23 protein-coding genes and 2 tRNA genes are annotated in these 18,585 nt (G+C 60.5%); 12 read left to right on the top strand and 13 right to left on the bottom strand.

Annotated features, from left to right (window positions below; translation table 11 throughout):
- Window positions 1-18: 18 nt before the first annotated feature.
- Window positions 19-393 (bottom strand): hypothetical protein, encoded by a 375-nt coding sequence (locus Q1K29_RS11255; protein ID WP_300394797.1) that lies wholly within the window; start codon window positions 391-393, stop codon window positions 19-21.
- Window positions 394-551: 158 nt separating this feature from the next.
- Window positions 552-1,196, bottom strand: coding sequence for a hypothetical protein (locus Q1K29_RS11260; RefSeq protein ID WP_300394799.1), 645 nt, complete (start codon window positions 1,194-1,196; stop codon window positions 552-554).
- 137 nt (window positions 1,197-1,333) lie between these two features.
- Here Q1K29_RS11260 and Q1K29_RS11265 point away from each other — a divergent pair, with 137 nt between their 5' ends.
- Window positions 1,334-1,798 (top strand): DUF3429 domain-containing protein, encoded by a 465-nt coding sequence (locus Q1K29_RS11265; RefSeq protein ID WP_300394801.1) that lies wholly within the window; start codon window positions 1,334-1,336, stop codon window positions 1,796-1,798.
- Here Q1K29_RS11265 and Q1K29_RS11270 read toward each other — a convergent pair.
- The gene (locus Q1K29_RS11270) at window positions 1,795-2,316 is read right to left on the bottom strand and encodes a disulfide bond formation protein B (RefSeq protein WP_300394803.1); all 522 of its coding nucleotides are present in this window, start codon (window positions 2,314-2,316) and stop codon (window positions 1,795-1,797) included. The two genes, Q1K29_RS11265 and Q1K29_RS11270, sit on opposite strands and share 4 nt — an antisense overlap.
- Before the next feature lie 87 nt (window positions 2,317-2,403).
- Complete coding sequence (locus Q1K29_RS11275; protein ID WP_300394805.1) at window positions 2,404-3,006, bottom strand: exopolysaccharide biosynthesis protein; 603 nt, start codon at window positions 3,004-3,006, stop codon at window positions 2,404-2,406.
- Window positions 3,007-3,094: 88 nt separating this feature from the next.
- On the opposite strand from Q1K29_RS11275, the gene Q1K29_RS11280 reads away from it, so the two are divergent.
- Window positions 3,095-3,181: transfer RNA gene (locus tag Q1K29_RS11280), tRNA-Leu, on the top strand.
- A 132-nt stretch (window positions 3,182-3,313) separates the two neighbouring features.
- The gene (locus Q1K29_RS11285) at window positions 3,314-4,021 is read left to right on the top strand and encodes an SDR family NAD(P)-dependent oxidoreductase (protein ID WP_300394807.1); all 708 of its coding nucleotides are present in this window, start codon (window positions 3,314-3,316) and stop codon (window positions 4,019-4,021) included.
- Between the two features lie 2 nt (window positions 4,022-4,023).
- Here Q1K29_RS11285 and Q1K29_RS11290 read toward each other — a convergent pair whose 3' ends face one another.
- The 3 genes from Q1K29_RS11290 to hisC form a co-directional block, all read right to left on the bottom strand.
- Complete coding sequence (locus tag Q1K29_RS11290; RefSeq protein WP_300394809.1) at window positions 4,024-4,503, bottom strand: hypothetical protein; 480 nt, start codon at window positions 4,501-4,503, stop codon at window positions 4,024-4,026.
- A 294-nt stretch (window positions 4,504-4,797) separates the two neighbouring features.
- Window positions 4,798-5,733 (bottom strand): prephenate/arogenate dehydrogenase family protein, encoded by a 936-nt coding sequence (locus Q1K29_RS11295; RefSeq protein ID WP_300394811.1) that lies wholly within the window; start codon window positions 5,731-5,733, stop codon window positions 4,798-4,800.
- Between the two features lie 3 nt (window positions 5,734-5,736).
- Window positions 5,737-6,819, bottom strand: a complete 1,083-nt coding sequence (gene hisC, locus Q1K29_RS11300) for a histidinol-phosphate transaminase (RefSeq protein WP_300394813.1) — start codon at window positions 6,817-6,819, stop codon at window positions 5,737-5,739.
- A gap of 236 nt (window positions 6,820-7,055) precedes the next feature.
- On the opposite strand from hisC, the gene Q1K29_RS11305 reads away from it, so the two are divergent.
- Window positions 7,056-8,192, top strand: a complete 1,137-nt coding sequence (locus Q1K29_RS11305) for a homoserine O-acetyltransferase (RefSeq protein WP_300394815.1) — start codon at window positions 7,056-7,058, stop codon at window positions 8,190-8,192.
- Window positions 8,192-8,797, top strand: coding sequence for a methionine biosynthesis protein MetW (locus tag Q1K29_RS11310; protein ID WP_300394817.1), 606 nt, complete (start codon window positions 8,192-8,194; stop codon window positions 8,795-8,797). The genes Q1K29_RS11305 and Q1K29_RS11310 overlap by 1 nt, the downstream gene beginning before the upstream one ends.
- 92 nt (window positions 8,798-8,889) lie before the next feature.
- Here Q1K29_RS11310 and Q1K29_RS11315 read toward each other — a convergent pair whose 3' ends face one another.
- Window positions 8,890-9,234, bottom strand: coding sequence for a P-II family nitrogen regulator (locus Q1K29_RS11315; RefSeq protein ID WP_300394819.1), 345 nt, complete (start codon window positions 9,232-9,234; stop codon window positions 8,890-8,892).
- 5 nt (window positions 9,235-9,239) lie between these two features.
- The gene (locus Q1K29_RS11320; protein WP_300394821.1) at window positions 9,240-10,073 is read right to left on the bottom strand and encodes a methyltransferase domain-containing protein; all 834 of its coding nucleotides are present in this window, start codon (window positions 10,071-10,073) and stop codon (window positions 9,240-9,242) included.
- A 45-nt stretch (window positions 10,074-10,118) separates the two neighbouring features.
- Between Q1K29_RS11320 and gloB the strand changes: the two genes are divergently transcribed.
- The 3 genes from gloB (at window position 10,119) to Q1K29_RS11335 (ending at window position 11,724) form a co-directional block, all read left to right on the top strand.
- Window positions 10,119-10,880, top strand: a complete 762-nt coding sequence (gene gloB, locus Q1K29_RS11325; RefSeq protein WP_300394823.1) for a hydroxyacylglutathione hydrolase — start codon at window positions 10,119-10,121, stop codon at window positions 10,878-10,880.
- Between the two features lie 2 nt (window positions 10,881-10,882).
- Window positions 10,883-11,323 carry a cupin domain-containing protein gene (locus Q1K29_RS11330; protein ID WP_300394825.1) on the top strand — a complete coding sequence of 147 codons (441 nt, stop codon included), beginning with the start codon at window positions 10,883-10,885 and terminating at the stop codon, window positions 11,321-11,323.
- A gap of 86 nt (window positions 11,324-11,409) precedes the next feature.
- On the top strand, window positions 11,410-11,724 hold the full coding sequence (locus tag Q1K29_RS11335) for a nuclear transport factor 2 family protein (RefSeq protein ID WP_300394827.1): 315 nt from the start codon (window positions 11,410-11,412) through the stop codon (window positions 11,722-11,724).
- A gap of 15 nt (window positions 11,725-11,739) precedes the next feature.
- Here Q1K29_RS11335 and Q1K29_RS11340 read toward each other — a convergent pair whose 3' ends face one another.
- Window positions 11,740-12,534, bottom strand: a complete 795-nt coding sequence (locus tag Q1K29_RS11340) for a glucose 1-dehydrogenase (protein ID WP_300394829.1) — start codon at window positions 12,532-12,534, stop codon at window positions 11,740-11,742.
- Between the two features lie 104 nt (window positions 12,535-12,638).
- Entirely contained in the window at window positions 12,639-13,535 is an 897-nt protein-coding gene (locus Q1K29_RS11345) for a hydroxymethylglutaryl-CoA lyase (protein ID WP_300394831.1), read from the bottom strand.
- A 29-nt stretch (window positions 13,536-13,564) separates the two neighbouring features.
- Here Q1K29_RS11345 and Q1K29_RS11350 point away from each other — a divergent pair, with 29 nt between their 5' ends.
- The 3 genes from Q1K29_RS11350 to Q1K29_RS11360 are packed head-to-tail and all read left to right on the top strand — an operon-like array spanning window position 13,565 to window position 16,150.
- Entirely contained in the window at window positions 13,565-14,758 is a 1,194-nt protein-coding gene (locus Q1K29_RS11350; RefSeq protein ID WP_300394833.1) for a CoA transferase, read from the top strand.
- Window positions 14,758-15,159, top strand: coding sequence for a phosphoribosyl-AMP cyclohydrolase (gene hisI / locus Q1K29_RS11355; protein WP_300394835.1), 402 nt, complete (start codon window positions 14,758-14,760; stop codon window positions 15,157-15,159). The genes Q1K29_RS11350 and hisI overlap by 1 nt, the downstream gene beginning before the upstream one ends.
- A gap of 40 nt (window positions 15,160-15,199) precedes the next feature.
- Window positions 15,200-16,150 carry an N-acyl homoserine lactonase family protein gene (locus Q1K29_RS11360; protein WP_300394837.1) on the top strand — a complete coding sequence of 317 codons (951 nt, stop codon included), beginning with the start codon at window positions 15,200-15,202 and terminating at the stop codon, window positions 16,148-16,150.
- Here the strand turns inward: Q1K29_RS11360 and Q1K29_RS11365 are convergent.
- A complete protein-coding gene (locus Q1K29_RS11365; protein ID WP_300394839.1) occupies window positions 16,147-17,079 on the bottom strand; it encodes an alpha/beta hydrolase in 933 nt (310 codons plus the stop codon). The genes Q1K29_RS11360 and Q1K29_RS11365 overlap by 4 nt on opposite strands.
- 126 nt (window positions 17,080-17,205) lie before the next feature.
- On the opposite strand from Q1K29_RS11365, the gene Q1K29_RS11370 reads away from it, so the two are divergent.
- Complete coding sequence (locus tag Q1K29_RS11370; protein ID WP_300394841.1) at window positions 17,206-18,435, top strand: aminotransferase class V-fold PLP-dependent enzyme; 1,230 nt, start codon at window positions 17,206-17,208, stop codon at window positions 18,433-18,435.
- Between the two features lie 53 nt (window positions 18,436-18,488).
- On the opposite strand, the gene Q1K29_RS11375 is transcribed toward Q1K29_RS11370, so the two are convergent.
- Window positions 18,489-18,565, bottom strand: a tRNA-Arg gene (locus Q1K29_RS11375).
- Window positions 18,566-18,585 lie beyond the last annotated feature (20 nt).

The following is an 18,585-nucleotide window of genomic DNA, read 5'->3' on the forward strand; positions in this document are numbered from 1 at the left end:
ATGAATGCAAGCCGTGCATCAGGTACGGGAGATCTGGCCCACATCGACCGTGTCGTATTCCGGCGTATCGGCTTCGTCTCCCTCGCGCCGCAGAACAACGAGGGCAAGGAAGAGCGTGGTAAGGATCGACAGGTAGAGATAATCGTCGCTCCAGACTGCCACGCTGTATCGTCCCTGGATCAGGCCGATGGTGACGCAGGCGAACATGAAGGTCGAGATACCTGCCAGCCATGCTCCGCCCTTGCGTTCGGTAAGCGCTGCCAGACCCGCAAGGAATGCAGCAAGCGCCGACATCATCCGGACGCTGACTTCCGGCTCGATAAGGAGCGATGGCAGTGTTACTTCGAGGGTCGCGTGGATGAAGTGTGCCAGTCCGACGCCAACTTGCCACATGAACCATGTTCCAAGAAGGCCGAGGCAAAATCCACAGAACTGGCGGAATCTCATGGCCGGAAAACCCCCGAGGCTTACATGAATTTCAGGTTGTACTTTGCTGCCCTGAACAGTTTGTGAAAATTTCCTGCTCGATTGCATCTATCAGCCAAAAACTTTCAATATCCACTACGCTCCCGACGTGCGCGCATCCGTCTGCCTTCAGCCGCAAAATGGGCACGCTGACGGGCAATCGCGGCCGGGACAGGCCGGCGCCGGCGAGGCTTTTCAGTTATGAGCTCCGGCGTTACGGAGGGGGCTGTTCGCGCGACCAGGGCGTCGAACTGCTCCTGGCTCAGTGTGACCTTCCCGTCCTCCTCGTCCGCCTCCGGCAGTCCAGCAGGAAGCTTGCGCCGGCGCAGCATCAGTACCGCATATCCCAGCAGTAGCGTGATGATCGCTCCTCCGGCCACCATGCCTTCGGGGCCACTCGGATCACGCCACCAGCCCTGCTCGAAATCGACGAGATAGAAGATGGGAGTCGAGGCGACCATGCCCATGGCGTACCAGAGCACTCCCCCCGGACGGCGCCCGGCAACGCAGACAGATGCCGCATAGTAACAAAGCGAGGCGAGGAAATAGGGGGCGCCATAGACGATGCCGAGTTCACGCCAATTGATGTTGTCCAGCCCAAGTGACGGATCAGGATGGAAGAACAGGGTCAGAAACATCATGATGCTCGGCCAGCGGATAGCCGCTAGCGCGCCAAACGCAAATACGATGGCGAGGCCGGCAACCATGAGAGCAATCACGCGGCGGGACATGCCGACAGACCTAACGCAGGTGCAATTTACACCGCATGAATGGTTGCGCCGAGTTTTCGGTTAACCGGAAAGGTTGTGTTCACGAATCCGCCAGCGGGCATGGACAGCTGCCTCTGAGAGGACATATCTCAAACATTATGAGTGACGTGTCCCCCACCTTTCGCCATACCGCTGCAGGGCTGACAGGCGCAGGCGCCTTGCCATTCATTGCCCTGACAATTGCCATGGGTGTACTGGACGCACCAACAAATCTGACGGCCAGCTTCTGGCTCATGGTTTACGCGACTGTGATCCTCAGCTTCCTCGGCGGTATCCGGTGGGGGCTCGCCCTGACATCACCGTCAGGCACGCCGCTGCCGCTTGTCCTGTCGGTGCTTCCTGCCCTGGCCGGCTGGGCGATCGTACCCTATGCGATCCTGGTCCAGCAAATCCCAAGTCCGGAATGGTTTCTTGCCTACGCCGCCCTCTTCGCCCTGCAATTCGGCTGGGACTGGACATCCACGGCTGTACCCGGCTGGTTCAGGCCGATCCGGCTGATGGTCAGCGGCGTCGTCATTGCTTGCCTGATTGCAGCCTGGGCGATCAGGGCTTTTGCCGGCTAGGCCGTCTCGCTCGGCAGGGCGGCGGTTGCTGCGGTAAAGCTGAGCGCCGCCAGTCCCAGAGATACCAGTGCATTCCAGCCCGCCATGGAAAGGCCGATCATCGTCCATGCCGCATCTTCGCAGGACGCCGTCGCGGTGCGTTCATCAATACCGCCCAGATCGAGATTGACGACATCGACCGTCCCGGCAGCACACCCTGTTGGGGCCGGCCAGAAATTCCATTCCACACCCGCATGATAGGCAGCCACGACAGCCCCTGTCAGAAAGACGAGCGCGAGCATGACGTTGAAGGCGACCAGAAAGCGCCGGTTCTGACGGATGTTCCATAGAACAAGTCCCGTGGCCGCCATGGCAATAGCCGCCCAGTAAACCTCCCGCTGGCGCAGACAAAGCTGGCACGGCAGGAGGTAGGCGAAATGCTCGAAAGCGTGCGCAGCCGCAAGCATTGCGGCGGATGCGAGCAATGCCAGCAGCGGCCAGCGCCAGGTTTTCAGCAAAGGGGAAAGTGCCGCTGTCATGCGCCCTCAAGCAATCCGAACGGGTTTACGAATTGAACAATGACCATGGCATCAACAAGGCGCAATGCGGCGATGAAGCGCGCCCCGTCACGCTCCCGTGATCGTGCGCACGCCCAGAGCCACCAGGGCCAGCAGGGTAATGATCCAGGCGGTGCCGATAATACTCCCGAGAATGACCAGGATACCGTCACGCGCCATCAGCCCGAAGGCGACGATCGCGACACCGATGCCCGGCACGGTGTTTGTTGAAGGCAGCGGAACCAGGATCGACGCACAAAAGAAGACAAGAAACAGGCCGATAACCCGCTCACCCCGATCTCCCATGAGAAAAGTGAAGCGCGGCCGGGCAATCTTTTCCAGCCAGCCGAACCACTTTCGCCCCCCCCTTGCAGTGCGTGTCAGCCCCTTCTTGTCGATCTTCCGCTCGCCGAACTTGTGCGGCAACCATGGCTCTTCGCGTCCGGCAGCCATCTGGCCGGCCAGGACCATCATGGGAAGCGAGACAACCTGCGGAACGCCATAGAGAAATGGAATGCAGCATGGCAGGGCCAGAATAAAAAGCGCAGCGCCGAACGCACGTTCATCGAGCCTGTCGAATATCGCTCTCAGCGAAAAACCTTCCTCGGGAGCCTCGGCCGCCATGGCTTCGATTGACTGCAGAAAAGTGCGCGGAGAGGGATCGTGTGTCATGCATTTTCGCCTAGCCCAGTTCCGTTGGCTGGTCGAGACGATTGACGCGGATTGCGCGTTCAGGCACAGGCAAAAGCCCCACGAATCAGCCCCGGTGGTGGAATTGGTAGACGCGGCGGACTCAAAATCCGCTTCTGGCAACAGAGTGCCGGTTCGAGTCCGGCCCGGGGCACCATTCATCCTTGGTGGGGCGTGGCGAAAAATCAGTCCAGCGAACTGATTTTAGCGGATGAATGCCCCGGCAGGGACCATTTCCTTCATCAAATATCGCGCTAGCTCCCCGGTCATAACCATGCGGGAGACTATCATGCCAGCCGTCATTATCGGCGCGACCGGCGGAATTGGCCGCGCCCTGACCCTCGGGCTGAAGGAAAAGGGCTATAGCGGCCCGGTTCATGCCCTTTCACGCTCAGGCGGTGGAGACTGGCCGAGCGACGTTGTGCCCGGGAAAATCGACATCCTGCATGAGGATAGCATCGCGGCAGCCGCTGAAGCTGTCGACGCGCCTGATCTTGTCATCATTGCCAGCGGTATCCTGTCGGACGGTGAGCGATTGCAACCGGAAAAATCTTGGCGGCATCAGTCCATGGCGGCGTTTGAGAAAGTCTTCCACGTGAACACGTTCGGTCCGGGGCTGGTCGCGAAACACTTCCTGCCACGCATGCCGCGCGAAGGGCGAACGGTTTTCGCCGCACTCTCCGCGCGCGTCGGATCGATCAGTGACAATGGCTTCGGAGGTTGGCATGCCTATCGGGCTTCAAAGGCGGCCCTCAACATGCTCATCCGCAACTATGCGATCGAACAGGCACGCAAGAATGAAAGTTCGATCTGCGTTGGCCTTCACCCAGGCACCGTCGATACAGGGCTGTCCAAGCCTTTCCAGACCAACGTGCCGGACAGGCAACTTTTCTCCCCTGAGCAGTCCGCAGGCTATCTGCTTGACGTTATCGACGGCCTGACGGCGAAAGACAGCGGCAGGCTGTTTGACTGGCAGGGGAAGGAAATCGCTCCCTGATCTCAGCCAGGACCAGCCGTGTTCATCAGGACAGATTCGGCGTCATAAACCTGCGCATCTTCCGGCTGGTTGCCCCTGCCGGTAATGATTTCCAGGCTTTCGGTCACCTTGCTTTTGCTCCCGCCAAGCGGGAAACCCACACCAACGCCAACACCGACGCCGGACCCATATGAGCCGCTGCTGCCGCCGACGGAAACAGAAGAGCCAGTACCGCCACGACTTTCCGCCTCCGTGTAGCCATGAACCACGCGGAACCACTCATCTCCATGCTCAACCGTTACCTCTGCGGCGCGGCGCAAGGCGTACTGTCTCGCATCCTCAGGGCTGAGCGCGGTGTAGCTGACGCGATAGCGATTATTTTCAATAGGCTGAACCAGATAGCCCTGAGCACCAGATGAACCAGCGGGGCCATAGGGTTGTGCGGTGGTGCAGGCAACGGTGCCGGAAACCAGCAGGCCTGCGATAAGAAGATGTCTGATCATGTGTCCAATCCTGCCACGGGCCTTCGTGAGACGCCAGCGGGTTCACTATCATGTCAGAATGAACGCGTCACAACGATGTGGGCTCCAGAGTGTTCAGGTGGCCTGAGTTACAAAGTGGAACAGCACGGACGGTTCCCCCTGAGACCGACAGCGTGCTGTGCGGGTTCGCGCTGAGTGGCCGTCTGCCCAATCTGGCCAGATCCAGGCGCGATCCATTCGGCAGAATGCCTCTGGCGGAACAGTGGACTCTGAGGGGACAGAAGCTGTTCCGCCCGCATTCCGCTCTGTGAGCCTTCAGTCCTTCTCGCCGTCCTTGTTGCGGCCGAAATTGGTTTCGTCGGTATCCTGCCCGGCCTCGATGATGGCCTTGCGGATACCCCGGGCGCGCTCGAACTCCTGCATGAGCATCTCGCCATCGCCCCAGCGGATCGCCCGCTGCAGGGCAGCCAGGTCCTCACTGAACCGGCCAAGCGTTTCGAGGACGGCATCCTTGTTGTTGAGGAAGACGTCGCGCCACATGGTGGGGTCGGAGGCGGCAATCCGGGTGAAATCCCGAAAACCGCCAGCCGAATATTTGACGACTTCGCCCTCGCCGACACTTTCCATGTCGTAGGCGGTGGAGACGATATTGTAGGCGATGAGGTGCGGCAGGTGTGATGTGATCGCCAGCACGCGGTCATGACGGGCGGCCTCCATGATCTCGACCCTTGCCCCCAGCATCTCCCAGAAGCTCGCCAGCCGGTCGACCGCTGAATTATAGGGCTCTTCCTGCTGCGGTAGCGGCGTGAGGATGTGCCAGGCCTTGCGAAACAGCGTCGCGAAGCCAGCCTCCGGCCCGGACTTCTCCGTACCGGCAATCGGGTGGCCAGGAATGAGGTGGACACCGGCGGGACACTGCTCGAGCATGGCTTCGAGCGCCCTTTCCTTCACCGACCCGACATCCGTGAGAATAGCGCCCTCTTTCAGATAGGCCGCCAGCGCCTTGCTTGTCTCCCCGATCGCACCAACAGGGACGCAGAGAATGACGCAGTCTGCTCCGGAGCAGGCCGTTTCCAGTGTGTCGGCCACGTCGCCGAGTTCCAGAGCGGCGGCCCGCTTTCGGACATCCTCGCTGCTGTCATACAAGACCACTGTCTTTGCTGCGCGAAACTCGCGCGCGGCCAGGGCCAGGGATGACCCGATCAGGCCCGCGCCGATGATCGCAATGCGGTCAAACACGGGCCCCGGCATGGCTCAACCTGCCTTAGCGAAAGCGTCGAAAGCCTCAAGGACCTCGTCATTGGCTTCTTTCGTGCCAATGGTGAGCCGCATGCATTTCCGCAAGCCGTAAGCTTTCATGTCGCGAATAACGATCCCGCGCGAACGCAGGAAGGCATCGGCATCATCTGCGCGCTTGCCATCGCGATCCTCGAACTCGATCAACAGGAAGTTGGCGACCGAGGGATAGACCTTGTAGCCCATCGCCTCGAGTGTAGGCTTCAGACGGTCGAGTTCGCCATTATTGTGATCGGCGGAATGGGAGACGAACTCGTCGTCCGCAAGTGCTGCGATGGCGGCCGCCTGCCCGACAGAGGTAACGTTGAACGGCCCGCGCACCCGGTGCAGTGCGTCGATAACGCTTTCCGGCCCGTACGCCCAACCCACACGAAGCCCGGCAAGGCCATGGATCTTGGAGAAGGTACGCGTCACGAGCACGTTCGGCTCCTCGCCCGCCATCTCCATGCCTGCCGCATAATCGTTCTGACGGACATATTCGGCGTACGCTCCGTCGAGGACCAGAAGAATGTCATCCCGCAGCCCCTTGTGGAGGCGTTTGACCTCCTCATACGGGATATAGGAGCCGGTCGGATTGTTCGGATTGGCCAGGAAGACAATCTTCGTCCTGTCTGTCACCCGCTCAAGCATCGCATCGACGTCTGCGGTCAGGTTCTTCTCCGGCGCGCTGATACACTTTGCGCCAGCCTGCTGGGCGACGAGTTTGTAGACCAGGAAACCGTGCTGGGACTGGATGATTTCGTCGCCGGGCTGCAGATAGGCGCGGCCGAGCAGCTGGAAGATCTCATCCGATCCTGCACCGCAGACGATGCGGCCCGCATCAATGCCATACTTCTTCGCGAGCGCCTCGCGCAGCGCGAACGCCGACCCATCGGGGTAGAGTTCAAGGTGCTCAGCGGCCTTGGCCAGTGCCGTGCGAGCCGCCTGGCTGCTGCCAAGCGGGTTCTCATTCGACGACAGTTTCCAGCCATGATCGAGCTTCTGGCCGCCCTTGTAAGGCGTAATCTCGAGAATGTTCGCTAGCGGCTTAGGCCCGGTCATTCGCATCTGGCTCCTTTGCTTCGCCAACCTCGTGGTCAAAACGCGGCGGAAAATCAAGTCGCCAGATGCGCGCGAGCGGGGTTAAGCTATGCCTTCAGGAGGATTTCGAGATCCGTGACCAGCTGGCCGGAATGCGTGGCGGTCAGGCCATGCGGCCGTTCCATAGAGAAATCCCTTACGGACCTGCGCCCTGACCGCTTGACTTCCGCCGCCAGTCCGGACACCTCACGCCTGTTATGCCGGATACAACCCGTGTCTCTCTCAGCGATGTGAAGCAGGTGACATTGCCAAGCCCGTTACCGCTCGACTGCGGTGAGGAGCTGGAGACCGTGCGAATCGCCTACGAAACTTGGGGCGATCTCAACGAAGATAAGTCGAACGCCATCCTCGTCTGCCATGCGCTGACCGGCGACCAGTTCGCCGGCTCGCCGAACGTGGTCACGGGCCGCCCAGCCTGGTGGCCTCGCATGATCGGGCCCGGAAAGCCGATTGATACGAACCGTTTCCATGTCATCGCAACGAATGTTCTCGGCGGCTGCATGGGGACGACGGGACCGGCCTCTCCGGGACCGGACGGCAAGCCCTGGGGTACACGCTTCCCGGTCATCACCATTGGGGACATGGTGCGCGCCCAGCGCGCCTTTGTTGAGGCTCTCGGCATTGACAGCCTGTTCTCGGTCATGGGTGGCTCCATGGGTGGCATGCAGGCGCTGGAATGGGCCGTGCAGGCTCCTGAGCAGGTTTTCACCGCTGTCCCCATCGCAACCGCGGCGCGCCATTCGGCCCAGAACATCGCCTTCTATGAAGTCGGCCGCCAGGCAATCATGGCCGATCAGGACTGGTGCGACGGACACTATCTCGCCGAAGGACGCCGCCCCGGCCGTGGCCTCGCCATCGCGCGCATGGCCGCTCATATTACCTATGTCTCCGAGTCAGCGCTGAAGCGGAAGTTCGACCGCGGCCTGCAGGACAGGGACCGGGCGAGCTTCAGCTTCGATGCCGATTTCCAGGTCGAATCCTATCTGCGCTACCAGGGGCATTCCTTCGTCGACCGGTTCGACGCCAATTCCTATCTCTATGTCACGCGCGCCATGGATTACTTCGACATGGCCGCCCGCCATGACGGACGACTGGCAGATGCGTTCAAGGGCACACCCGTCCGCTTCTGCCTCTTCTCCTTCACGTCAGACTGGCACTATCCACCGCAAGCGAGCCGCGAGATCACCAGAGCGCTGGCAGCAGCCGGCGCCGAGGTCAGCTATCTCGAGATCGAGAGTGACAAGGGCCATGACGCCTTCCTTCTCGAAGAGCCTGTCTATGAGGATGCCCTGGCCGGCTTCCTGTCGGCCAATGCCGATCTGAGGGGCATCTGATGAACGAGGCCCGTCAGATCCGTGCCGATCACCTGGCGATCGCCACGCGCGTCCCACAGGGCGTCCGCGTCCTTGATGTCGGCTGCGGCAATGGAGACCTGCTCGCCCTCCTGAAGAGCGAAAAAGGTGTGAACGCCCGGGGGCTCGAATTGTCGCCGGAGGAGGCCGGGGTCGCGCTGGCACGGGGGCTGTCGGTCATTCAGGGGGATGCCGACAGCGATCTCGAAGTCTTCCCTGACAATGGCTTCGATGTGGCCATTCTGTCGAAAGCGATCCAGCAGATGCGCAGGCCGGTCTTTGTCCTGCAGGAACTGGCCCGCATCGCGCCGGAGATGATCGTGTCCTTCCGAAATTTCGGGCTCTGGCAGCGGCGCTTCTCTCTGGTCACATCAGGGCGCATGCCGGGACATCGAGACTGGCATCATGAAGGCGCCCTTCATCCATCAACCGCCCGTGACATGATCGACCTGACCAGTGCGCTGGGCCTGGAAACCGTCGCCATGGCGCCGATGCGCGGCGACCATGTGGGCGCCTTCCGCCGCACGGGCCTTTCCCGCCTGAACTGGGGCGCAGACGAAGTTATCCTGCACCTGCGTCGGAGCTGATCTCGTTCAGTTATTTGTAGTGAGACATGAAAAAGCCGGCTGGGCCCTGACCCCCAGCCGGCTTTTATAGCACACTCTCAGAGAGACGTGCTTTAGCTTGCGAGCGCTTGCTCGTTCTTCTCACCCGTACGGATACGGATGACAGAGTCCAGTCCGGAGACGAAAATCTTGCCGTCACCGATGGTGCCTGTGTTGGCAGCAGCAATGATGGCTTCGGACAGGCGGTCCACATCGTCTCCGCCGCATGCCACTTCCACTTTTACTTTAGGAAGCAGGCGTACTTCGTATTCAGCGCCGCGATAGACTTCGGTCTTCCCCTGCTGCCTGCCATATCCGCGGACTTCCGAGACAGTCAGACCGGCGACACCGGCTTCGCTCAGAGCGTCAATAACGGCATCAAGCCGGCTTGGCTTGAAAATGGCGGTAATAAGTTTCATGGCCCCTAAGCCTCCCAATCTGCAACATTTTGATCAAAGCGCGCCGCCTCTGGGCGGTCAACGCGCGAATTCCGGTGTTTTTCAACGCTTTTCACCTCTGCCTCTTTTCTAGGCAGTTGTGCCACTCCTTTGCGCCCGGGCGTCAAACTCGTAACCGGTGCAGCTGCGCCGCCTCCGGGACGAGCATACAGTCTCTTGACCGCTTCGACCATAACCACGCCGCCCAGACCAGGAGCGAATAACTCACCGAACCGTTCCCAGCCCTCCGCTCCGGACGAAAACGGGTCCCAGCTGACCGGCGGCATATGGACCGCCGTTGTACTGGCTGTCACCTGGAAAAGATGATCTCCGAGATAGGCAATGAGCTGGCGCCGGGTCCAGGGCCGGCCATGACCAAATGGTGTGTTTTCGAAAAGCGACCAGAGCCCCTTGCGATTGGCAACCGCGACCAGCATCCGCCCTTCTGGGGCGAGCAAACGCCACGCCTCACGCAGGACCGCACGTGGGCTATCGGCCTCTTCTATCGCGTGCAGCAGGATGATCCGTTCGAAAGCCCCGTCGCCAAAAGGGAGCCGGTCTTCCTCCGCAATACAGGTCGAGACGCCCCGCTCGGTCGCAGACCAGGGGGGCCGAGACGATATATGCGGCGTGGTGGAAACGCATGTCTTCGCCGTTCCGGCATAGCCGAGCAGGAGCGGTTGGGCGTATCCCATGCCGAGAACGTTGAGCTCTGAACAATCCCCCCACAGGTCTCCCATCCGCTTCATAAGCAGGAAGACAACCGCCTCTCCGAGGCGGCTGCCATAGAACCCTTCGAGATCGCTTGCGGCCAGTCTCATGAAAAACCCTTGTTTCGCCGACGCGTCATAGCTTTAAATGGGGCTATGCTCGATATTCACCAGTTTCCATGCCTGAATGACAATTACGGCTTTCTTGTCCATGACCGCGAAAGTGGCATGACAGTCGCCATCGATACGCCTGATGGCGACAAGTATCTCGACGAGGCCAAAGCGCTCGGCTGGACAATTGATGCCATCTGGAACACCCACTGGCATCCAGACCATGCCGGCGGCAACCTCAAGATCAAGGACGCCACCGGTTGCCGGATTATCGGTCCGGCCGGCGAGGCCGAAAAAATTCCCGGGATCGATCACCCGTTGCGCGGCGGCGACACGTTGAAGCTCGGCGAACTGACGGTTCATGTCCTCGATGTTCCTGGCCACACGCTCGGCCATATCGCCTATCACATCCCTGAAGCGAAAGTCGCCTTTGTCGGCGATGCGCTTTTTGCGCTTGGGTGCGGCAAGGTTTTCGAGGGCGATGCCAGGATGATGTGGACGAGCCTTGCGCGTCTGAAAACGCTGCCGCCGGACACGACGATCTATTGCGCACATGAATACACTGCCGCCAATGCCAAATTCGCCCTCACGGTTGACCCTGAGAACGCAAAACTCGCCGCCTATGCCGAAGACGTGAAGATGAGGCGCCGGCGCGGTGACTGGACCGTGCCGACGCTGCTGTCGCGTGAACTGGAGGCCAATCCCTTCCTGCGGGCTGACGACCCGGCCATGCAAGCCGCCATGGGCCACCCCGGCGACCCGGTTTCGACCTTTGCCGAGATACGTCAGCGCAAGGATACGTTCTAGCAATGCCGGGCATTTCCGGCGATCTTGGCGCAAACGAGATCATCCGCCTGCTGGGCCTGAAACAACACCCCGAAGGCGGGCATTTCGCGGAAGTTTATCGCAGTGAAGGCGAAGGTCGTGCCGCGTGCACAACCATCTATTACCTGCTCCAGGCAGATGAAGTTTCTGCCTGGCACCGTGTGGACGCTGTCGAAGTCTGGGCGTGGCATGCCGGCGGGCCGCTTTCACTCACCATAGCTCCGCCTGATGGCAAGAGGGTGCAGGCGAACATGCTGGGCCCCGACCTGCGGGCTCGGCAAATGCCTCACCTCGTTGTTCCGAAAAACCATTGGCAGACTGCCGAGAGCCTCGGCGCCTGGACCTTGGTCAGCTGTTTCGTGGCGCCCGGTTTCGAATTTTCCGGATTCGAGCTTGCGCCCGAGGGCTGGAGGCCCGAAACCTAGACCATCTCTCTCACAAGGATTCGGGAATGAGGATTTCGCGGTCTGGGGAATGCGGTAACTCGCCAATAAACGAGTTCATCGAAGATTTGGCCATCTCACTCGCCGATCGTGATCCGCGTGCTTTCGAAGAGGTCCTGACAGACGACTTTCGCTGGGTGCGCGCGGGCGAAGCTGTCTCACGCGGCCGGGACGCTTTCCTGCGCTACCTCGCCGATGAAAGTGCGGCTGACGCCATCACCATCTTCCATGTCAGCACAGACGGGCAGACGGGGGCCGTAAACGGTGAAATCGCCATGCCCGCCACCGATATAGCCTTCTGCCACGTATTCGAATTCGGCAGCGCCGCCGGCAACACCATCAAGACGATTACGAGCTATCTCATCCCGCTCGCCTATCGCTAATCCTGCGCCTCATACTCAACCGGCTGTCAGACCACCATCGATGACCAGTTCGGCGCCGGTCATGTAGCTGCTTTCGTCAGACGCCAGGAAAAGCATGCCATTGACGATTTCCTGAATTGATCCCGTGCGCCCGAACGGGACGGCTTCGGCCGTCATGCCGGCAAGCGTCGCATCTCTCGGCATATTGTCCTTCATCTCCACGCTGGTGCCGATGAGCGTGTCCCAGATTGCCGTGGAGATGATGCCCGGATGGATCGAATTCACGCGGATCCCGTCTTTCGCTTCAGCGCATTCGAGTGCCACCGATTTCGTGAAGCTGCGAACGGCTGCTTTCGTCGCGCAGTAGCACGAGAAGTTCGCCGTCGAGCGGATACCCGCAACTGATGAGACATTGATGATATTGCCCTTACCCGCTTCCTTCATCAGCGGGAGCGCATGCTTGGTGCCGAGAAAGACGCCATCGACATTCACCGACATCATCTTCCGCCAGAGGGAAAACTCCATCTCGTGAACTAGTCCGGTCATCCCGATGCCAGCATTGTTTATAAGGACATCGAGGCGGCCATGCCTTTTCCGGATCTCCTCAATGACGCTGATCCAGTTCACTTCAGACGTGACATCATGTTCGAGAAAGGTCGCCGACCCTCCAGCGCCTTCGATTTCTGAAACAAGGCCTTGTCCCTCGCCACGCTCAATATCCGTGGCGACGATATGTGCCCCTTCACTCGCAAAGCTGATGGCTGCCTGACGGCCGATCCCCTTCGCGGCACCGGTGATCAATACGACCCTGTCCTTGAAACGCTCCGCCATGATGGCCCTCCCTTCTCATTCGTCCGTCTGAAAATGACGGATCTCTGAAAGGACTTGAGCGGCGCCGGGTGCCGGAGGCAAGTCTGACGCTGGGTCATGGCAGTCTAGGCCGGGAACGGTCCAGCCTTGCTGAGACTTGAACTAACTTCGTGGCCGAGGACGGTTTCGAGCCACTTGGCTGTCTCGATGAGTTTAGACAGGTCCAGCCCGGTCTCGAATCCGGAGCGTTCCAGCATGTAGACGACGTCTTCGGTCGCGACATTCCCAGTGGCCGCTGGCGCAAACGGACAGCCGCCGATACCGCCGCAACTTGCATCGATCACATCGACACCTTCCTCGATGGCGGCCGTCACATTGGCCAGCGCGGCGCCTCGCGTATCGTGGAAATGCATGCGCAGGAACACATCGGGGGCTTCCATGAGAACGCGCTCGATCAGCGCGCGCACCTGCCATGGCGAAGCGACACCGATGGTGTCTCCCAGCGCCAGTTCGCCGACGCCTGCGCGCTGCGCACGTGCCGCGAGATTGGCAACAACACCCGGATCAACCTCGCCATCATATGGATCGCCAAACGCGACCGAAATCGTGGCCGAGAGCGGCAGGCCGACCTCATGCACGAGAGGCGCGCACTGTTCAAGCATGTCGGCGCTTTCTGACGGGCTCATGCCCTGGTTGCGCCGGCCGAAGCCCTCTCCGGCGACCAGCACGAAATTGATTTCATCGGCTTTCGCATCAATCGCGCGCCGAACCCCTTTTTCATTAAGCGCCAGGGCGATGTGGCGGGTCGGCCTGGTGCGGTCGAGACCCATGAAGACTTCAGCGCTATCGGCCATTTTCGGCACGGCCTTGGGCGAAACGAAGCTTCCGGACTCCATCCGCTTCACACCACAGTCCTGCAGCCGGGCAATGAATTCGAGCTTCTGCTCCGTGCTCAGATTGCCCGGATCATTCTGCAGCCCGTCGCGCGGACCGACCTCAACAATATCAATGCGTCTTGTCATGAAGCCTATCTAATGCTGTTGGAAGTCGGATGACAGACCCAAAACCACCCCTTGCCGGGCTTCGTGTAATTGAACTCGGTCAACTCATTGCCGGCCCGTTTTGCGGCCAGCTGCTCGGTGACTTCGGCGCCGAAGTGATCAAGATTGAACCGCCGGACGCGCCGGACCCTGCCCGTGGCTGGGGCGCGGCCAAGGTAGATGGGCAGAGCCTGTTCTGGCCGATCATTGCCCGAAACAAGAAATCTCTGACCCTGAACCTGCGCACTGAGAAGGGCCAGTCGATCCTGAAGGAGCTCGCAAAAAGTGCTGATGTCCTGATCGAAAATTTTCGGCCGGGCACCCTGGAACGCTGGAATATCGGGCCAGACGTCCTGCACCAGATCAATCCGGGCCTCGTGATCACCCGCATCTCAGGTTACGGCCAGACGGGGCCCGAAAGCCACAAGGCGGGCTATGCCAGCGTGGGAGAGGCCAAGGGCGGTCTAAGGCACCTGATCGGGGAGCCTGACAGGCTGCCAGCACGCGCCGGGGTGTCCCTTGGCGACACGATGACAGGGACGTTTGCGGCCCTCGGCACGATGATGGCCCTTTTCTCGAGGGAGCGCACAGGCAAGGGCCAGGTAGTCGATGCGGCGATCTACGAAACCGTCATGGCCTTCATGGAGAGCCTCATCCCCGAATACGCGCTTGCCGGGCACACCCGGGAACGCACCGGGCCGATCCTGCCGAAAGTGGCCCCCTCCGGCGTTTACCCCTGCTCGGACGGCCTTGTGATTATCGGAGCAAACCAGGACACGCTTTTTCGCCGGCTTGCAGACATGTGCGGCACCGACTGGGCCGACGATCCACGCTATGCGAGCCATGATGCCCGTGGCGAGAACCAGCTCGAACTCGATGGAAAGATTTCATTGTGGACGAAGCAGCGCACGGTCGCCGACGTCCTCGCGCTGTGCGAGGCGTATGGTGTGCCTTGCGGGCCAGTGAACACAGCGAAGGACATGCTTGCGGATGCGCATATCGCTGCCCGCGAAGCCATCATCCGCGTGGCCCATCCGCTGCTTGGCGATGTGCCAATGCAGGGGGTCTTCCCGAAACTCTCCGGCACCCCGGGCGGCGTGAAGAAGAGCAGCCCGGCGCTGGGCGAGAATACAGGCGAAATCCTCTCCACGATCGGCTATGACGAGGCCGAACAGCAATCGCTCAGACAGGAAGGCATTATCTGATGGCGCGCTTTGACCCTCCCCTTGATGGCGCTGCGCAGGACGAGACACGGGATCTTCGCCCGAAATTCGATGACGACGGGCTTATTGCTGCCATCGCTCAGGATGTCGAAACCGATGAAGTCCTGATGCTCGCCTGGATGAATGAAGAGGCGCTCAGGAAGACGATGGAGACTGGCCGGGCGACCTACTGGTCACGGTCACGCAAGACTATCTGGGTAAAGGGGGAAAGTTCCGGGCACACCCAGGAAGTTGCGGATATACTCGTCGATTGCGATCAGGACGCGGTGCTGCTCAAGGTTCGCCAGCATGGCGGGGCCTGCCACACCAATCGGAAGTCCTGCTTTTACCGGCGTCTGGAAGGTTCTGGAACAGTTCTTTCCTTCACAGGTCCGGACAGATAGAGTCGCTGCGGAATCACTTGGGTTTTTTGGGGTCAGACTGATGAAACAGATCGTACTTGCTACCGCCAGCGCTTTCATTCTTGCCATGGCCGCCTGTTCCGGTCCGAATGAGGCGTCGGGCCCGGAAGGGCAGGAAAGCACTGAGGGCACCACTGATCCGGTCGGCGAACCCGAAACCGCGGAGCAGGAAGGTGTCGATGCATTACAGCTGATCAAGCTCGACTGCGGCTCCATCTATGTCTCCGATCTCGATATCTTCTCAACGGCCGGTGACTATGCTGGTGAGACGGACACCTTTACCGACACCTGCTGGTTGGTCCGTCACCCGGAAGGCGACCTGCTCTGGGACCTGGGCCTGCCGACTATCCTGACGTCTCAGGATGAGCAGACACAGGGTGTCTTTACGGTCTCGCTCGACAAGACGATCGCTGAACAGCTGTCGGAAGAATACGATGTCGCGATGAACGAGATCGAATATGTCGCCATTTCGCACAGCCATTTCGACCATACTGGCCAGGTCGATCTGATTGATGGCTCGACCTGGCTCGTCAATCAGGTTGAATATGACTTCATGTTTCCTGAGCCGGATGTGAGCGAAGAGGCGCCCGCGGAAGGCGCAGAGTCTGACAGTGGCGCCGATGCCGGCAATCAGTTCCCCGGCTTCGAGGTGCTCGAACACGACATCATTCTCGACAATCATGATGTCTTTGGTGATGGCTCCGTCATCATCTTCATGACGCCGGGCCATACGCCGGGTCACGCTTCACTGCTCGTAAACTTGCCCGAGACCGGCCCCGTCATGCTGACGGGTGACCTCTGGCACCGCGAAGAAAGCCGGGAGCTCGGCCGGGTGCCGCAATTCAATTCCAGCGAAGAAGCAACCCGGGAGTCCATGCAGGCATTCGAGGACCGCGCCGACGAACTCGGCGCAAAGGTCATCATCCAGCACGAACCTGCCGACACTGAAGACCTGCCGGACGTGATGCGCTAGTCTGCGGTTTCGGTCTCAGGACCAAGCAACCGTTTCAGGGCCACGGTCTCGATATCGAAAGCGAGCGTGCCCGGCGCGATAAGCTCGACATGGCCGCTGACTGGCACATTCACAAAGTCGGCCTCGCCACCAGCCTCACGAACCTTTTCTGTGAGCGCCCGGCCAAGCTCAGGCGGAGCAATTCTGTCCTGTGCGCCGTTGACGCTGATGATCTTGGAAGAAACCGGCAGGAGGGCAGCCGGCGATGTGTCTGAAAAGACATCTGCCCGGCTCTCGGAGGGCGGCCCGGTTAGCTGGTCCATGATATCGGCAAGACAGCCAGGATCGGCAATGGGGGCGGAGGCTTCAAGGTCCGCAAGCCCGCCGGAGTTGACGACCCCTGCGAGATGTAACGGGTCATCGGAATAGAGCGGGCTTGTCTCCGGCAGGTTCTCGCGTGCCGCCGCCCAGACGGCGAGATGTCCACCCGCAGAATGTCCGAAAGCGACGATCCGGTTCGTGTTCAGGCCAAGCGAACGTCCGCGTTCTCCAAGAGCATCAATCGCCCGGGCAACATCAAGGAACGTCCCGGGATATCCGCCACCCTCCTCGTCAACACCGCGATACTCGATGTTCCAGACCGCAAACCCCTCTTGGCGAAGGGCTTCAGCTGCATAGTTCATGATCGTGCGGTCCGCGATTTCCTTTTGCCAGCAGCCACCATGGATCATCAGCACGGTGGGATGCAGCCCCGCGCCTTCCGGCAACCAGACATCGACCAGATCCGTCTCAGCATCCGGGCCAACCTGCAGGGTCCGCGATGGCTGTGGGATCGGCTGGTTCAACAGATCCGGCCAGCGCATCAGGCCCTCCGGAGCCGTGCCGTTCCCACTTTCGGCCGCTGCTGGCTGGTTTGCCGCGTCCATGGGAGCACCCTCACTATCGTTCATGCAGGCCGTTGCGAAACACAGACAGGATGCGGAAACTGCAGCGAACCATTTCATCCTTTGACCTTTCAGTGCGTTGATAGACGATGAGAGCGGGCGATGCCTGCGGTTTCAAGAGCAAAGACAAAAATGAGTTACACCCTACCAGACAGCCGCCACGCCGCAGAGACCCTCGACGAGCACGATATCCTCGGCCACGCGCACGATTTCTTCGATCTGCCGAATGGCAAGGTCTATCTCGTTGGCCACTCGCTAGGACCGGCGACGCACAATGCGCTGGACGCATTGGAAATGGCGGGCGGCCGTAGCTGGCGCAACGAACTCGTCAAGGCCTGGAACAGTGCCAGCTGGTTCGACCTGCCCCAAACGGTCGGGAACAAGATCGCCCGGCTGATCGGTGCGAATGAAGGGGAAGTCCTGATCGCCGACAGTGTGTCCCTGAACCTCTATAAGCTGGCTTCTGCCGCACGCACACTTGCGCGCACATCCACCCTGATTGTCGAGGAGGATGAATTCCCCACCGACCAATACATAATCGAGGCACTGGCGGCGCTGGCGGGGGCGGACTTCGTGCGCGTGGCGCCGGGGGAGGGTCTGAACACAGTCAAAGCGACAGGGGGCGTGCTGGTGCTGAGCGCGGTCAATTACCGCTCCGCAGATATCCGCGACATCGCGGACGCTGAAAGACGAGCGCAGGCTGGCGGCGGCGTGATTGTCTGGGATCTTAGCCACGCGACCGGCGTCATCGCCCTGGACATGAAGGCAAGTGGCGCCAGGCTGGCGACAGGCTGCACCTACAAATACCTGAATGGCGGACCTGGCGCACCTGCCTTCCTCTATATCGATCAGAGCCTCACGGCACGGCTATCGACACCCCTGCCCGGGTGGATGGGTCATGCCCGGCCGTTCGCCTTCGAGCCCTCATACGATCCGGCCAACAACATTCGCCGCTTCGCCTCCGGCACACCGCCCATCCTCTCGCTGGCCGCGCTTTCGGGCGCGCTTGAAGTCTTCGAGGGGATCGATATTGGACTGGTTCAGGCCAAGGCGCGCGCCTTGGGCGACCTGGTGATCGAGCGGGCAAAGGGCATGGGGCTGGAGGTCACGTCTCCAGAAGATGCCGCTTGCCGTGGCGGTCATGTCAGCTTCACCCATCCGCACGGCTATGAAGTCGTGCAGGCGTTGATCAATCGCGGTGTGCTCGCCGACTTCCGCGCCCCCGAAACAATCCGCTTCGGCGTCTCACCGCTCTATCTGCGCTTCACCGAGGTCTGGGATGCCATGGACGACCTGAAAGATATTCTGGATCACGACGCCTGGGACGATCCGGTCTATCGCCAGCGCGACACAGTGACCTGAGGCCCGAGCCGGTTGCACGGCACGGCACCGTGTTTCTGCTGAAACGAAAAAAGTGGCGACCCCGGCGCGATTCGAACGCGCGACCTACAGATTAGGAATCTGTTGCTCTATCCTGCTGAGCTACGGGGTCAGCCAGAGGTGTGCGATACC

Source organism: Henriciella sp., from assembly GCF_029937755.1.
In the GTDB taxonomy this organism is placed as follows: domain Bacteria; phylum Pseudomonadota; class Alphaproteobacteria; order Caulobacterales; family Hyphomonadaceae; genus Henriciella.